10 protein-coding genes are annotated in these 14,811 nt (G+C 71.0%); 4 read left to right on the top strand and 6 right to left on the bottom strand.

The features are described from left to right. Nucleotides 1–10: 10 nt before the first annotated feature. Nucleotides 11–3,295: a S8 family serine peptidase gene (locus tag PGH47_RS14920; RefSeq protein WP_271668059.1), complete on the bottom strand. Its 3,285-nt coding sequence runs from the start codon at nt 3,293–3,295 to the stop codon at nt 11–13. A gap of 225 nt (nt 3,296–3,520) precedes the next feature. On the opposite strand from PGH47_RS14920, the gene PGH47_RS14915 reads away from it, so the two are divergent. From PGH47_RS14915 to PGH47_RS14905, 3 genes are all read left to right on the top strand, one after another. Next, on the top strand, nt 3,521–3,979 hold the full coding sequence (locus PGH47_RS14915) for an NUDIX hydrolase (RefSeq protein ID WP_271663840.1): 459 nt from the start codon (nt 3,521–3,523) through the stop codon (nt 3,977–3,979). Between the two features lie 231 nt (nt 3,980–4,210). Continuing rightward, nucleotides 4,211–6,001, top strand: coding sequence for a TIGR03767 family metallophosphoesterase (locus PGH47_RS14910; protein WP_271663839.1), 1,791 nt, complete (start codon nt 4,211–4,213; stop codon nt 5,999–6,001). 100 nt (nt 6,002–6,101) lie between these two features. Next, on the top strand, nt 6,102–7,289 hold the full coding sequence (locus PGH47_RS14905; RefSeq protein ID WP_271663838.1) for a serine hydrolase domain-containing protein: 1,188 nt from the start codon (nt 6,102–6,104) through the stop codon (nt 7,287–7,289). A gap of 78 nt (nt 7,290–7,367) precedes the next feature. Here the strand turns inward: PGH47_RS14905 and PGH47_RS14900 are convergent, their stop codons facing one another. Both PGH47_RS14900 and pepN read right to left on the bottom strand, forming a co-directional pair. Next, nucleotides 7,368–8,408: a hypothetical protein gene (locus PGH47_RS14900; protein WP_271663837.1), complete on the bottom strand. Its 1,041-nt coding sequence runs from the start codon at nt 8,406–8,408 to the stop codon at nt 7,368–7,370. Between the two features lie 208 nt (nt 8,409–8,616). Further along, nucleotides 8,617–11,202: an aminopeptidase N gene (pepN, locus tag PGH47_RS14895; protein WP_271663836.1), complete on the bottom strand. Its 2,586-nt coding sequence runs from the start codon at nt 11,200–11,202 to the stop codon at nt 8,617–8,619. Nucleotides 11,203–11,350: 148 nt separating this feature from the next. Here pepN and PGH47_RS14890 point away from each other — a divergent pair, with 148 nt between their 5' ends. Next, nucleotides 11,351–11,989, top strand: a complete 639-nt coding sequence (locus PGH47_RS14890; RefSeq protein ID WP_271663835.1) for a mycothiol-dependent nitroreductase Rv2466c family protein — start codon at nt 11,351–11,353, stop codon at nt 11,987–11,989. Between the two features lie 3 nt (nt 11,990–11,992). Here PGH47_RS14890 and PGH47_RS14885 read toward each other — a convergent pair whose 3' ends face one another. The 3 genes from PGH47_RS14885 to PGH47_RS14875 are packed head-to-tail and all read right to left on the bottom strand — an operon-like array spanning nt 11,993 to nt 14,738. Continuing rightward, the gene (locus PGH47_RS14885) at nt 11,993–12,226 is read right to left on the bottom strand and encodes a hypothetical protein (RefSeq protein WP_271663834.1); all 234 of its coding nucleotides are present in this window, start codon (nt 12,224–12,226) and stop codon (nt 11,993–11,995) included. Next, the gene (locus PGH47_RS14880; protein WP_271663833.1) at nt 12,226–13,287 is read right to left on the bottom strand and encodes a glycerophosphodiester phosphodiesterase family protein; all 1,062 of its coding nucleotides are present in this window, start codon (nt 13,285–13,287) and stop codon (nt 12,226–12,228) included. Before PGH47_RS14880 ends, PGH47_RS14885 begins: the two co-directional genes overlap by 1 nt. Nucleotides 13,288–13,313: 26 nt before the next feature. Beyond that, a complete protein-coding gene (locus tag PGH47_RS14875; RefSeq protein ID WP_271663832.1) occupies nt 13,314–14,738 on the bottom strand; it encodes an FGGY-family carbohydrate kinase in 1,425 nt (474 codons plus the stop codon). Nucleotides 14,739–14,811: the final 73 nt, after the last annotated feature.

Below are 14,811 nucleotides of genomic sequence, written 5' to 3'. Positions count from 1 at the left end.
GTACTCCGGACTACGGAGTGACCTTCTCGATCTTCACGTTGCCGACGCCCGCGACGGTGCCGCGCGCGTTCAGCAGCTGGACCTGGCCGAAGAACTCACGGCCCTCCGGAGCGGCCGCCTGCGCGGTGACGCTGCCGGTGAGGGTCGCCGACTGGCCCGTGCCGAGCTTCACCGGCGCGTCGGACACCGAGACGGTGCCGAGCGCGGAGGAGAAGAACACGTCCAGGTAGTCGTACGCCGTCGAGCCGCTCGGGACCGAGTAGCCGATGACCTCGACGCTGTACTTGCCGGCCGCCGGGTTCGCGACCGACACCGACTCCTCCGAGTCACCGTCGGCGGAGCTGCCGACCTCGGTGCCGGCCGCGTCGTAGACGACCAGGTCGAGGTCGGCGGCGGCGTCGGAGACGTTGCCGATGGAGACGTCCAGGGACGTGGCGCCCGCGGGCACGTCGACCGTGGTGGTCTGCGTGACGCCCTCGGTGATGTCCGGGCGCGCCGTCTTCGACGAGCCGAGCGGGCCGCCGACAGCCTTGCCGTCGAGGGCCGCGTAGTTGTTGGTCACCTTCCAGGAGGCGGCGGCCGGCGTGCCGACCTTGGCCTCGGGGACGGTCACGGTCTCCGGGTCGAAGGCCGCGCCGAGGACGGTGACGTCCAGCTTGTAGGGGTTGTCGAGCAGCGGCGACGTACGGCGCGACTCGACCTCGATCTCCCAGACGCCGGGCTGCGGGTCGGCGTAGGCACGCACGTCCGGCTTGCAGCCGTTGCCGTCGAGGTAGTTGTTGTAGCAGTACGGGGTGCCGGTGTTGTCGGACGGGACACCGTAGGGGTGGATGGCGATGAACCGGGTCTGGCTCTTGCCCTTCAGCCCGCCGATCGCGACCTCCAGCGACTTCGCGCCCTCGGGGACGGTCACGAAGTACGACTTGGTGCTGTTGCGCTGCACCGAACCGGACGCCGAGTAGCTGTACTTCAGCGGCTGCGAGACCACGACCGTGTTGAGGATCTGCTTGTCGACGCCCTCGGTGCGCGGGTCGTCGACCTCCAGGATCGCGCTCTTGATGCCGGCCGAGGACGGCTTCGCGGCGACCTTGACGGTGACCGGCTTGTTCAGGCCGAGGCTGATCTCGTCGGAGCCGACGATGCGGAAGGTGTCACCGGCGTTGTTCTCCAGGTTCAGCTCGTGCCGGATCGCCTTGTCCGCGCCGGACGTACGCGTGATCGTCACGTCGTACGTCTTCTTCTGCCCGGCCTTCAGGCCGCCCTCGCGGTCGTAGACGCCCGTGCCGAAGCCCGGCGTCTTCAGGAACTGGTCGATCGCGGTGTCGACCGGGGCCTTGACCGTGTACTCGTGGGCGGTGGCGCCGTCACGGATGGAGTCCCAGGCGTCCTCGATGTTGATGAGGCCGGCCCCCTCCTCGTACGCCTGCACACCCTTGATGTGGTCGGCGGTCGAGGTCAGCGCGGTGCGCAGCTTCGCCGGGGCGAGGTCGATGTGCCTGGCCTTGGCGGCGCTCAGCAGCAGCGCGGACGCGCCCGCGGCCTGCGGGGACGCCATCGAGGTGCCCTGGAGCATCGAGTAGCCGGCCGGCAGGGAGTAGCCCGCCTCGGCGACCGGGCCGCCCGGCAGCCAGGTCTGGGTGGTGTTGATCGAGGCGCCCGGCGCGGACAGCGTCGGGGTGAAACCGCCGTCCTCACGCGGACCGCGCGAGGAGAACGGCATCATCGCGTACTTCTTCTCCACGGCGGAGCCGTAGTTGGCGGCCCACGTCTCCTTGGAGATGGTCGCGCCGACCGAGATGACCTTGCTCGCCAGGCCCGGGTCGCCGATGGTGTTGGCGCCGGGGCCGGAGTTGCCGGCGGAGATCACCAGCTGCACGCCGTAGGTGTCGATGAGGCGCGTGTACAGCTCGGCGCGGGCGTTGTTGCCGTCGTTCAGCGCCGGGAGACCGCCGATGGACATGTTGACGATGTCGACGCCGCGGTTGACGACGAGGTCGATCATGCCCTCGGTGAGCGCGACGTTGGTGCAGCCGCCGGTCCAGGTGCAGGCGCGCGAGGCGACGAGCTTCGCGCCCGGCGCCGCGCCGTTCATCTTCCCGCCGAACAGGCCGTTCGCGGCGGTGATGCCGGCGACGTGGGTGCCGTGCTCGGACTCGATGACGCCGATGTTGACGAAGTCGCGCTTCTGGCCGACCCAGTCCCCGCCCAGCGGGTCCATCGGCACGTCCTTGCGGATCTGCACGACGAACGGCTGCCGCTCGGCGACATCGGTGGCCGGGTCGTCGGTGCCGAAGTACCCGATCTGGTAGCCGTCCTTGTACGGCTTCATCGGGGTGTCGTCACCGAAGTCGAAGTTGTTGTTGAGGTCGACCCGGACGGTGCCGTTCGCGGCGTCGTACAGGACGCCCCAGGAGTCGGTCTTGTCGCCGTCGCGGTTGGCGTCGCCCGCCGCGTCGCCCCCCGTGGTGTACGACTCCAGGAAGGTGCTCACCTGGTAGTTGCCGGCGGGCGCGGTCCAGGTCTTGCCGCCGTAGGTGAAGCTGGGCCCGGAGACGGAGGTCACCATCGGGCGCCAGGTGCGGTCGTTGTCGACCAGCGGGTCGGTGGCGGTGACCCAGTCGACGATCTTCCGCTCGCCCGTGGTGGTCTTCTGCAGCGCGGGGTGGGCGAGGTCGATGCCGGAGTCGAGGATGCCGATGGTGATGCCGCGGCCGTCCGCCCTCGGGTTCTTCTTCACGAAGTCGACGGCGCCCGTCTCGAAGGACGGGTTGTACGGGTTCTCGGCCGGGGTCTGCTTGCCGGGTGCCGGGTACGTGGTCGCGGCGGCCGTCGACTTCTTCGTGTCGACGGCGGGGTCGTCCAGGGGTATCTCCTCGCGCAGGTCGATGCCGTGCACCGAGGAGAGCTTCGCCGCGGCGGCGATGGCCTTGTCGGCCTTGCCGGTGGGGACGGTGGCCCGGACATATCCGAGCTTGTCGTAGGTGCGGCCCACGGAGCCGACCTCGTCCAGCTGCTCGGCGACCTGCTCGGTCTGCCCGGGCGCCGTCGCGATCATCATCGTGACGTTCTTGGCGTCGCCGGCCTTGGCCTCGGCGAGCAGGTCGGCGTCGTCCGAACCGAGCTTGTCATGGGCGGACTTGACGCTCGGGTCCGTCGCGGCCGGGGCGGGGTCCACGGCCATGGCCATGGGTATCGGCCCGGCCGCGGAGAGCGCGGCGACGAGACCGGCTGCCACGGCTATGCGAGCGGCGCGTCTCGGGCCCGGCTTCGGTTCGCGCTGCGGGGTGAGGGTCATCGGCATCCCTTGTTGGTAAAGGAGCAACGGGCGTCCGGAATGTGATCCCGGACGACCGCACAGCCTTATGCAAGGGAAGGATGTTTGGGAAGAGTTGACCCAATCGAAATGAACGGGTGGGGAAAACCCCCGATGCATATCGGACAGGCGACGTAAAAGGGGTGAGCCGCCCGTAGTGCCGGATATTCACCTGCCGAATCGTCCCCGGCCGACTAACGTCCCCACGTGCGGAAGAAGTTGAGGGTGGCGGCCTACGCCCTATGCGTTCGTGACGGACAGCTCCTCCTCGCGCGTTCCCCCGCGCCCGGCGGCGGCTTCGAATGGGTGCTGCCCGGCGGCGGCATGGAACACGGGGAGGATCCCTACGACACCGTCGTGCGGGAGGTGGAGGAGGAGACCGGCTACCTCGCCGAGCCGACCGCCCTGCTCGGCATCGACTCCTCCCGGCGCGTGTTCCCGGCCCTCTTCGGCCGGCGCGTCGACCACCACGGCGTACGGCTCGTCTACGAGGCCCGGATCACCGGCGGCGAACTGCGCTACGAGGCGAACGGATCCACCGACATGGCGGCCTGGCACCCGGTGGCCGCGGTGTCGGAGCTGACCTGTGTCTCCATGGTCGGCAAGGGGCTGACGATGTGGCGCGAGCGGCCCGCGGCGGGACGGATCGGAGCCGTCCGGAAGTAGTCCGATACCCCGGAAGATGAACAGGGAGTGACCGCGTCCCGGCCGTTCGAGGAGCGGCCGTGGACGCGGAAGGTAGTCCAAGATCCACGTACGGTGATCGGCGCTGCGCGTTGCAGTCATGTTCATGCGCAGGTCACTCCCGGTGCCAACCATCCACAGTGAGCGGGATGTTCGCATCCGCGACCGCCCCGCGACCACTGCCGACGCGTTCGCACTCGGGGAGACCGCGCCATGTCGCGCATACGCTCTGTCGCCAGCTCCGCGCTGGGGGTCCACCGCCGTACCCTGCTCGCCGCCACCGGTGCGGTGACCCTCTCCGCGGGCGTCGGCTACGCCCTGCGGCCCACGGACAGTGAGGCCGCCACCACCCACGGCGCCGCGGGCGCGCCGGACGCGGCCGCGGACAACGCCGCCGCCGAGGCGCCCGTCGGCGCCTCCCGCAGGGTGCCGGTCGCCCTCGCGCCGTACACCCGCGGCACGACCGTCGCGAGCGTCGCCACACCGCAGGGCACCGGCGGCTACCGCCGGCTCGCCGACGGCCCCGGCTGGAAGCGGGTGGTCCGCGAGAACCTGGCCGCCGCAAAGTCCGGCCGCGAGAGCCGCCGTACGGCGCTCGCCTCCTTCGTGCAGCTCACCGACCTGCACCTGATCGACGCCCAGCACCCGCTGCGCCTGGAGTACCTGCGCTCCACGGACGTGCACGCCTGGCGCCCGCAGGAGGCGCTGACCGTGCCGGGTGCCGTCGCGCTCGTCGAGCGGATCAACGCGCTGCGGGGCGCCCCCGTCACCGGCGCCCCGCTCCACTTCGCCATGACCACCGGCGACAACACGGACAACAACTGCAAGTCCGAGCTGGACTGGTTCCTGACCGTGATGAGCGGCGGCCGCGTCACCCCCAATACCGGCGACCGGCGGCAGTACGAGGGCGTCCAGAACAGCGGCCTGAAGCAGTACTGGCAGGCCGACGACTCCGTGCGCGACGCCGACAAGCAGCTCGGCTTCCCGCACATCGACGGCTACCTCGCCGCCGCGATCCGCGAGATGCGCAGCCCCGGCCTGAACATCCCGTGGTACTCGACCGTCGGCAACCACGACGCGATGCCACTGGGCACCTACGCCTCGCACAGCGACTCCTACCTCACCGACCTCGCCGTCGGCGGCAAGAAGCTGATGAACGTCTCCGCCGCGGACGCCAAGAAGCTCCAGGACTCCCTCAAGCAGGACAAGGACCCACGGGGCACCGTCTTCAAGGACTTCCTCAAGGCCCACGCCCGCTCCATGCGCTCGGTCACGCCCGATGAGAGCCGCGCCCCGTTCACGCCCAAGGACTACGTCCGCGCCCACCTGAACCCGGCCCACCGCGGCCACGGCCCGGTCGGCCACGGCTACTCGACGGCCAACCTGGACGCGGGCACCCAGTACTACAGCTTCCGCATCGCCGACGACGTCATCGGCATCAGCCTCGACACCACCGACCCGGGCGGGCACTACGAAGGGTCCATCGGGGCGGCCCAGTTCAGGTGGCTGGACCGGACGCTGCGGGAGAACAAGGACTCGTACGCGATCATCTTCAGCCATCACACCAGCGAGACGATGGACAACCTGCGCCGCGACCCGGCCCGCCCGGGCGAGCGGCGGGTGGGCGGGGCCGAGCTGCTCAAGCTGCTCGGCAAGCACAGCAACGTGCTGGCCTGGGTGAACGGCCACATCCACAAGAACGTCATCACCCCGCACTCCGGAACCGGCGGCCACGCTTTCTGGGAGATCTCCACCGCCTCCCACGTGGACTTCCCCCAGCTCGCCCGGATCATCGAAGTGGTGGACAACAAGGACGGCACGATCTCCCTGTTCACCACGCTGATCGAGTCCTCGGCCCCGCACCGCACCGACTTCACCGACCTCTCCCAGACGGGCCTCGCCGCCCTCTACCGGGAGCTGTCGCTGAACGCCCCCGGCGCGAGCACCAAGCTGGGCGGCGACCGCAAGGACCGCAACACGGAGCTGGTCCTGAAGAAGGGCTGATTCGCGCTCAACTGCCCCACCCCGCCTCAACCTTCGCAGGCGACGCCAGGTCTCTCCCCGCGACCACGCTCGACGTGAGCGTTCGGACAGGGGGAGAGACATGAGCGTACGTACGACCCGCGCGGTTCTCGTGGCGGCGACGGCGGTGGCGCTGTCGGCGGCCCTCGCGGCCCCCGCGCCGGCGGCGGTGCCCGCCGGCACCGGCCATGAGGCGACCCGGAAGGCCGCCGAGGCCGCGGTCGCGGCGGGCGTCCCCGGCGTGACGGTGACGGCGAGGGACGGCCACGGCACCTGGTCGGCGACGGCGGGCGTCGGCAACCTCACGACAGGGAAGCCGCGTTCGGCCGACGACCGCTACCGGGTGGGCAGCATCACCAAGACCTTCGTCGCCACCGTGCTGCTCCAGCTGGAGGCCGAGGGCCGGCTGTCGCTGGACGACAGCGTGGACAGGTGGCTGCCGGGCCTGGTGCGCGGCAACGGCCACGACGGCCGGCAGATCACCCTGCGCCAGTTGCTCAACCACACCAGCGGCATCTTCAACTACACCGCCGACGAGGGCTTCGGCCGCACCTACTTCCTCAAGGACGGCTTCTTCGAGCACCGCTACGACACCAAGAAGCCCGCGGAGCTGGTCGCCCTCGCCATGACCCACGCGCCGGACTTCGCGCCGGGCACGTCGTGGAACTACTCCAACACCAACTACGTCCTCGCCGGCATGGTGATCGAGAAGGCGACCGGACGCCCCTACGGCGCCGAGGTCCGCGACCGCATCATCAAGCCCCTGCACCTGACCGGTACCTCCGTGCCGGGCACGCGCGTGAGCGTGCCGGGCCCCAGCAGCCGGGCCTACTCCAAGCTGGCAGAGACGGCGACGGGCCCGACGTACGACGTCACGCGGATCAACCCGTCGATCGCCTACTCGGCCGGCGAGATGATCTCCGACTCCACCGACCTCGGCCGCTTCTACACGGCCCTGCTGCGCGGCAAGCTCCTGCCCCGCAAGCAGCTGGCCGAGATGACCAGGACCGTCGCCGTCGACGAGCGCAACGGCTACGGCCTCGGCCTGATGAAGTCCGAGCTGTCCTGCGGGGTCACCGTCTGGGGCCACGGCGGCGGCATCCACGGCTCCACCTCGGAGGCGGTCACCACCAAGGACGGCCGCCACTCACTCGCCTTCAACCTCAACGGGGACTGGTCGGGGGACACGGGGGCGGTGATCGAGGCGGAGTTCTGCGGCACGGACAAGGCACCCGAGCGCACCGTCTCGCGCGGCCCGGACCTCACCTGACACACGAGGAGGGGCCGCCGGCGCAAGGCCCCGGCGGCCCCTCCTCTCCCCTCCTGATGCTGCCTTCGCGGTCCGTCACTACCTCGGCAGCACCACGACGTACGCGGCCGGATCACGGTCGGCCGCCGCCATCAGGGCCGTACGGACCACCGCGGCCTGCTGCTCCGTGCCGTCCCGGAGCTTCTTCGGCGTGATGTGGACGACCGTGATGCCGAGGCGCTCCAACGTCTCGCGCTTGCGGGCGTACTCCGACCACAGCGCGTCCTCCTCCTGGCGGGGCGCCCGGGTGTCCAGCTCCACCGCCACCGCCTGCTCCGGCCAGTAGGCGTCCAGGCCGCCGAGGTGGGGGCCGCCCGGCAGGCGCAGGTCCACGTTCCAGACCGGGTCGGGCAGGCCGTGCTCGTGGACCATCGCGTACAGCCGGTCCTCGGCGATGGCGCGGCCCTCGGCGAGCAGGGAGTCCACCGCGTCCACCACATGCGGGCGGCCGAGCAGCTTCGCCTGGTTCAACTCCCGCACCACCGAGGCCGGTTCGCAGTGCCCGCCGCGCACGGCCTCGGTCAGCAGCCGGCGTACGGCGCTCGCGTCGGTGAGTTCGGCGACGGCGTCGGCCAGGGCGCGCGGGACCGGCGCCACCGGGATGCCGGTGATCTGCCGGGGCGTGGGCAGCGCGGCGGTGCGCAGGATGCGGGCGCAGCCCGCGGAGCGCAGCCGGCGCATCCGGGGGACCAGCACGTCGACGGTGTCCAGGGCGTTGAGCGGCGGTGCGCCGGAGAAGCCGTGCAGGGTCAGCGCCGCGAGGCCCGTGATCATCACTTCGGGGTAGGCGGGGGCGGCGTGCTCCTCGCCCGCGTTCGGCTGGGCCGGCACGCCGGGGGTGCGCTCCCGCGACGCGTACATCAGCACCGCGTGCAGACGCTCCTCGCCGGTGGGCGGGCCGGGGTGGAGCAGCAGGACGCCGGGGAGGAGCTGCTGCCAGGGGCCGCCGGGGCGGCACCGCTCGTTCATCTCGGCGGTCGCGACACCGTGCGACTTCAGCTGAGCGGCCGTCATGACACGACGGTGGATCTCGGAGAGGTGACGCAGGGGGCGGGGGGACAGCGGGGTGTTGTGGGTCATGACCCGGAGGTTCCCGTGCCTGATCGGCTCGCTAACCGCTGTTACAGGGCCGTCGACAAAAACGGACAACGTGGCACTAAAGGACGAGTGTTCGGATGCCGAGTACGCACCGAAAACCCCTGGTCCAATCGGGTGGGACCAGGGGTTACGGCTGCTATTGCCTGAATTCCGTAACGGTCACGCAGGCCATGACCGTTGGCCAAAGGTCTCAGTCGGTTGACGCCGCCGCGTCACACGCCTGCCCCCGCAGAGCCCGCGCCAGATCGTCCCGCGCCTCCAGCACCAGCCGCCGCAGCGCCGGAGCCGCGTCCTCGTGCGCCGTGAGCCAGGCGTCCGTCGCATCCAGGGTGGCCGGCGACTGCTGGAGCCCAGGGAACAGACCCCGGACCACGTCCATGCCGATCTGGATGGACCGCTCGTCCCACACCCGCTCGATCACCGCGAAGTACTTCTCGGCGTAAGGCGCCAGCAGCTCCCGCTGGGACGGCTGGACGAAGCCCGCGATGGTCGCCTCCACCAGCGCGTTGGACAGCGCGTCCGACTCGACGACCTGCGCCCACGCCTGCGCCTTCACCGCCTTGGACGGCCGCGCGGCAAGGCAGCGCACCTGGTGCCGCTTGCCCGACGCCGTGTCGTCGCGGGCCAGCTCCGCCGCCAGCTCCTTCTCGCCGACGACGCCGTACGTGGCCAGCGTGTCCAGCAGCGCCCAGCGCAGCTCCTGGTCGACGGCCAGACCCTCGACCGTCGCCGAACCGTCGAGCAGGCCCGTCAGCAGCCCGAAGCCCGGCTCGCCCGTCACCCGGGCGAAGAACCGCGCCCACGCCAGCTGGTGCTCGCTGCCGGGCTCGGCCGCGTACAGCTGCGCCGAGGCGCCCTCGGCCAGCAGCCGGGTGCCCTCCGCGCGCCACCGCGGCGCCGCGTAGTGCGTCAGCGCCGAGTCCGCCCACGCGTGCAGCATCTGAAGGACGCCGATGTCGGACTCCCGGTGCGCGAACCTCAGCACCAGGTCGATGAACTCCCGCGCCGGCAGCAGCGCGTCCCGCGTCATGTTCCACAGCGCCGACCAGCACAGGGCACGCGCCAGCGGGTCCGTCATCTCGCCGAGCGCGGCCCGCAGCGTCGCGAGCGAGGTGTCGTCGAAGCGGGTCTTGCAGAACGTCAGGTCGTCGTCGTTGACCAGCACCAGCTCAGGCGCCTCGGCGCCCGCCAGCTCCGTCACGATCGAGCGCGGCCCGTCCACGTCCGTCTCGGCCCGCGCGTACCGCTCCAGCGCCCCGTCCGCGGTGCGCCGGTACAGACCCACGGCCACCCGGTGCGGGCGCAGCTCAGGGTGCGACTCGGCGGCCTCCTGCACCACCGCCAGCTCGCTCACCCGGCCCTCGCCGTCCAGCAGCACCTGCGGGGTCAGCGAGTTCACGCCCGCCGTCTGGAGCCAGGAACGCGCCCACGCGCCCATGTCCCGGCCGCTGGTCTCCTCCAGCACCGACAGCAGGTCCCCGAGCCGGGTGTTGCCGTACGCGTGCCGCTTGAAGTAACGCCGCGCGCCCTCCAGGAACGCGTCCTGGCCGACGTACGCCACCAGCTGCTTGAGGACCGAGGCGCCCTTGGCGTACGTGATGCCGTCGAAGTTGAGCTTGGCGTCCTGGAGGTCGCGGATGTCCGCCGTGATCGGGTGCGTGGACGGCAGCTGGTCGGCCCGGTACGCCCAGGCCTTGCGGCGGTTGGCGAAGGTGATCCAGGCGTTCTTGAACCGGGTCGCGCCGACGTTGGCGAACGTGCCCATGAAGTCCGCGAAGGACTCCTTCAGCCACAGGTCGTCCCACCACACCATGGTGACCAGGTCGCCGAACCACATGTGCGCCATCTCGTGCAGGATGACGTTCGCCCGGCCCTCGTACGACGCCTGCGTCACCTTGCCGCGGAAGACGAACTCCTCCCGGAACGTCACCATCCCCGGGTTCTCCATCGCGCCCAGGTTGTACTCCGGCACGAACGCCTGGTCGTACTTCCCGAAGGGGTACGGGTAGTCGAAGTGCTCGTGGAAGAAGTCCAGGCCCTGCTTGGTGACCAGGAAGATGTCGTCGGCGTCGAAGTACGGCGCGAGCCCCTTGCGGCACATCGCGCCCAGCGGGATCCGCAGCGTCGAGCCGTCGGCGAGAGTGCGCTCGTAGGAGTCCGTGACGTAGTGGTACGGGCCCGCCACGACACATGTGATGTACGTCGAGATCGGCTTCGTCTCCGCGAACCTCCAGGTCCCGTCCGCGAGTTCACCGCTGCCGTTGCTCCACACCGTCCACGCTTCGGGCGCCCGCACCTCGAAGCGGAAGGGCGCCTTGAGGTCGGGCTGCTCGAAGTTCGCGAAGACCCGGCGGGAGTCGGCGGGCTCGTACTGCGTGTAGAGGTAGACCTCGCCGTCCTCGGGGTCGACGAAGCGGTGCAGGCCCTCTCCCGTGCGGGAGTAGGCGCACTGGGCGTCGACGACGAGTTCGTTGTCGGCGGCCAGGTCCTCGAGGACGATCCGCGAGCCGTCGAAGACCTCGCTCGGGTCGAGGTCCTTGCCGTTGAGGGAGACGGCCGTCACGCTCGGCGCGATCAGGTCCGCGAAGCTCGTCGCGCCGGGCTCGTTGCAGCGGAAGCGGATCGTGGTCACCGAGCGGAAGGTGCGCGGCCCGCCGTTCTCGGAGCCCTCGTCGCCGAGCGCGGAACGGACGTCGAGGGACACGTCGTACCCGTCGACGGACAGCAGGGCGGCCCGCTCCCGGGCCTCGTCGCGGGACAGATTCTCACCGGGCACGGGTGGCACTCCCTGGGGGTCGTGTTCAGTATGCGGACAGCCCGATCCTGCCATGTGCCCCTGACCCGCGGCACCGGGGAATGGCCGGGCGGGCAGCGGTGTTCCCCCAGAGGTTCAGCTGAGACCTGCTTGCCTCATGAGGAGAGACATGTCGGACAAGACCCCCGTCGACTTCTGGTTCGACCCGCTGTGCCCCTGGGCCTGGATGACCTCGCGCTGGGTACTGGAGGTGGAGAAGGTCCGAGACATCGAGGTCCGCTGGCACCTGATGAGCCTCGCCGTCCTCAACGAGGACAAGCTGGACGACCTGCCGGCGGAGTACCGCGACTTCCTGGAGACCAAGGCGTGGGGCCCGGTCCGGGTCGTCATCGCCGCCCAGGAGGAGCACGGCACCGAGGTGCTCGGCGACCTCTACACCGCGCTCGGCACCCGCTTCCACAACCAGGGCGAGGGCTCCGGCAAGGAGACCGTCGCCGCCGCCCTCAAGGACGCCGGGCTGCCCGAGGCCCTCATGGACCACTGGGACAGCACCCCCTACGAGCCGCAGCTGCGCGCCTCCCACAAGGAGGGCATCGACAAGGTCGGCCAGGAGGTCGGCACCCCGGTCATCGCCGTCCCAGGCGACGACGGCGAGCAGATCGCCTTCTTCGGACCCGTCGTCACGCCCGCCCCGCAGGGCGAGGACGCCGCCAAGCTCTGGGACGGCACCCTCGCCGTGGCCTCCGTGCCGGGCTTCTACGAGATCAAGCGCACCCGCACCAAGGGCCCGGACTTCAGCAACCTGTAGGGCTCACTCGCCGGCTGCGGCCTCCTCCGCCAGGAACTTCTCCGGGAGACGGCCGTAGCCGGCCTTGTCGAACTGCGGGTAGTACGTCAGACAGCCCTTGCCGGTGCACCGCCACAGGTTGTCCACGAAGAAGCCCGGCCCCTCCTTCTCCCGTACCGCCGCCTTCTCCTCCTTGTCGAGGATCCGGAAGATCTGCATGGTGCCGCAGGTCGGGCAGTCCAGTGTGCGGGTCCTCATCAACCCCTCCTCGCCATCACCGCCAGATCGGGGAAGTCGGTCACCACGGCGTCGACCCCCAGCCCGTAGTACAGCGCGTACTCCGCGAACGCGTCCCCGAAATCGTTCGGTCCGGTTCCCCGCCGCAGGTCCGCCGGCAGGAACTGGTTCTCCGCGCGGAAGGTGTACGGCCCCACCCGCAGCCCCGCCGCGTGCGCGTCCGCGAGCAGGGACGTGCCGGTGAGCGAGGACTTGTCCGGGCCGATCCACCCGGCGTACGCCGCGATCCGCGCCAGTCCCGCCGGGGTCATCATGTCCTTGTACGTCGTCGGATCACCGGACGAGACCAGGTCGTAGGGCCCGCCCGTGGTCCCCAGCGCCTGCCACAGTTCCAGTCCCAGCCGCTCGGCCGCGATCCGCTTCAGGCTCGTCGGCTCGAACGACTGCACCACGCACTCGCGCCGCCCCAGCCGGTTGCGCCGGATCAGCCGCGCCAGCTCCGGCTCCAGCGGCAGGCCGAGCGAGCGGAAGTACGTCGGGTGCTTGGTCTCCGGGAACACGGCGATCGTCCGGCCGTACGCCTTGGACAGCCCGCGCGCCAGGTCGACGACCTCCTGGAAGGTGAGGACCTCCTCACGGCCGTCGAACACGGTGTTGCGGTTGCGGACCTGCGGCAGCCGCTCCACCGCCCGCAGCGTCTTCAGCTCCGCCAGCGTGAAGTCCTCGGTGAACCAGCCCGTCACCGCCCGCCCGTCCACGGTTTTCGTCGTCCGGCGCTCCGCGAACTCCGGGTGCTTCGACACATCGGTGGTCCCCGAGATCTCGTTCTCGTGCCGGACCACCAGCACATGGTCCTTCGTCGGCACCAGGTCCGGCTCGATCCAGTCGGCACCGGTCTGCACGGCGTACGTGTACGAGACCGCCGTGTGCTCGGGACGCCAGCCGGCCGCGCCACGATGGCCGATGACGAGCGGCCTCCTCTCGGGACGGGACCCGGGTGCGGCGGTGGCGGTCGCGGGTACGGCGGCGGCCGCCGTGGTGCCGGCGGCCGCGAGCAACAGGGATCTACGTCTCGGGTGCATGCGACTCCCTTTCGTCGTAGGACTGTTCAGGCGCGGGCCCGGCCGCGCGCCTCACTCAGGCGGGTCAGGTGTTCCTCGTATCCCCGCGCGTAGTACGCGGCCCGTGCCGCGTCCGGCTCGACGACCGCCGTCGGCCGGGTCCACGCCCCGGCGTCCAGCGCCTCGCCGTACCGCTCGGCCGCCGCGAGCACCGCGCCGCGCGCGCCGACCTCGCCCTCGACGACCCCGAGCGGCCGCCCCAGGACGTCGGCGAGCAGCCGCATCCAGGCCGGGCTGCGCGTCCCGCCGCCGCAGACGGCGAGCGTCCCGGTCAGCCCGGCCGCCTCCAGGCAGTGCCGGGCCGCGTAGCCGATGCCCTCGCAGGTCGCCCGGACCAGGTCCGCACGGGTCGACTCCAGCGAGACACCGGTCAGTTCGGCGCGCAGCCTGGGTTCCACGAAGGGCGCGCGCTCACCCGACGGCGCGAAGTACGGCAGCACCCGCACCCCGTGCGCCCCCGGCGGGGTCTCGGCCAGCAGCCCGTCGACCTCCTCGTGGCGCACACCCGTCGTCGACAGCACCCAGTCCAGCGCCGCCGTACCGACCATCGCGGGCATCGCGCGCAGCCAGTGCCCAGGCCGGTCTGTGCTGATGTACAGGCCGGCCGGCTCACCGGTCAGATCCAGGTCGGTGGTGGCGACGAGGCTGGCCAGACAGGTGCCGACGATGAGGAGACCGTCGCCGGGCGAGGTCACGCCCGCGCCCAGCGCGCAGGCCGGCAGGTCGTACGGCCCGTTCGCGAGCCGGGTCCCGGCCGCCAGGCCCTCGCCGAGCGCCGGCGCCGTGGCGACCGGATCACTGACCGGCGCGAGCAGGCCGCGCCGGTGGGTCAGCCCCAGCAGCTCCACGACCCGGTTGTCGTAGCTCCGCGTCCTCGGGTCCAGGAACGGCATCGAGGCGTCCGACACATCGGTGGTCGGCCCCGCTCCCGTCAGCCGGTGGAAGACCATGTCCTTGCAGTACAGGGCGGCCGCCGCGGCATCCAGCGCCTTCGGCTCGTGGCTCTCCAGCCACGCCAGCAACGGCCCCGGGCAGCCGGGGAACATCGCGCTGCCGGTCCGCCGGAACACCGTCTCGAACGTGCCGTTCGCCAGCCAGCGGTCGACCAGCTCGTGCGCCCGCCCGTCCATCCAGGACGCCGCCGCCCGCACCGGCCGCCCCTCGGCGTCGACCAGCCACACCCCGTCGCCCTGCCCGGTCAGCCCGGCCAGCTCGACGGGCTCCGGCACGCGGGCGGTCACCTCCTCCAGCACGGCGACGACCGCCCCGTACACCTCCTCCATGTCCTGCTCCACGAACCCGCCGTGCAGCGCCAGGCCCACCGGCCGGGCCGCGACGGCCAGTTCGTGACCGGCGCCGTCGAAGGCGGCTGCCTTCACCATGGATGTACCTACGTCGATCCCGACATACATAACGGGTCTCCTCTACGGTCCGTCAGCGCCCCTCAGGGGCGCGGGGAACTGCGCGACCAGCCACCACGAAGCC

Source organism: Streptomyces sp. HUAS 31 (genome assembly GCF_028198125.1).
In the GTDB taxonomy this organism is placed as follows: domain Bacteria; phylum Actinomycetota; class Actinomycetes; order Streptomycetales; family Streptomycetaceae; genus Streptomyces; species Streptomyces chartreusis.
Note: the sequence above shows the minus strand (reverse complement) of the source record. Positions and strands in the feature narration are given on the sequence as shown.

Bases quoted from the DNA above. Each gene is read 5' to 3' on its own strand.
- PGH47_RS14920 (WP_271668059.1), bottom strand. From the start codon at position 3,295: ATGACCCTCACCCCGCAGCGCGAACCGAAGCCGGGCCCGAGACGCGCC.
- PGH47_RS14910 (WP_271663839.1), top strand. From the start codon at position 4,211: ATGTCGCGCATACGCTCTGTCGCCAGCTCCGCGCTGGGGGTCCACCGC.
- PGH47_RS14905 (WP_271663838.1), top strand. From the start codon at position 6,102: ATGAGCGTACGTACGACCCGCGCGGTTCTCGTGGCGGCGACGGCGGTG.
- PGH47_RS14900 (WP_271663837.1), bottom strand. From the start codon at position 8,408: ATGACCCACAACACCCCGCTGTCCCCCCGCCCCCTGCGTCACCTCTCC.
- PGH47_RS14890 (WP_271663835.1), top strand. From the start codon at position 11,351: ATGTCGGACAAGACCCCCGTCGACTTCTGGTTCGACCCGCTGTGCCCC.
- PGH47_RS14885 (WP_271663834.1), bottom strand. From the start codon at position 12,226: ATGAGGACCCGCACACTGGACTGCCCGACCTGCGGCACCATGCAGATC.
- PGH47_RS14880 (WP_271663833.1), bottom strand. From the start codon at position 13,287: ATGCACCCGAGACGTAGATCCCTGTTGCTCGCGGCCGCCGGCACCACG.
- PGH47_RS14875 (WP_271663832.1), bottom strand. From the start codon at position 14,738: ATGTATGTCGGGATCGACGTAGGTACATCCATGGTGAAGGCAGCCGCC.